Below are 519 nucleotides of genomic sequence, written 5' to 3' on the forward strand. Positions count from 1 at the left end.
CTTACATAACTACTTGCCTCGATATCACCACTTAACGCAGAAACATCGGCCCATTCATTGGTATTACCCGTAATGTAAGTTTCGATACCTGAAAAATCACCGACATAGAGTTCATCTGCTGCAGGATCATTGTCTTGCATTAAGGATGATTTTGTATCAGTAAAAATCCAGGTATTAATAACACCTGTACGAGCCGACAGGCTATCAACACCTGTTCCATCTCCCCCAATAAGGGTATCTACATTACCTGAAGCACCAATAATAAAGTCATCATTCGCTGTGCCACCAGTTAGCTCATTAAAGTTAACAAAGTTAACTTCATTCACCGTACTGTCGTTAATTACGCCTTGGTTGGTTGCATTGATTACCCACGTATTGACCATGTTACTTGCGGTTAATGCATTACTGCCTGTACCGGTAACCGTTTCAATAGCTGAAATGTCAGCACCGATAACAACCGCTTGATTTGCAGTGCTAAGCGTTAAGCTATCGAGCCCTGCACCACCACTGATTAAGCCA

Annotated in this window: 1 protein-coding gene; it reads right to left on the bottom strand. The window is 42.2% G+C overall.

What is annotated here, in order from left to right; all coding sequences use genetic code 11:
• Nucleotides 1-519: hypothetical protein (locus tag CXF85_RS00085; protein WP_198555426.1), on the bottom strand; the 519-nt coding region annotated here is incomplete at both ends.

Origin of the sequence: Colwellia sp. 75C3 (assembly GCF_002836255.1) — a bacterium.
In the GTDB taxonomy this organism is placed as follows: Bacteria; Pseudomonadota; Gammaproteobacteria; order Enterobacterales; family Alteromonadaceae; genus Colwellia.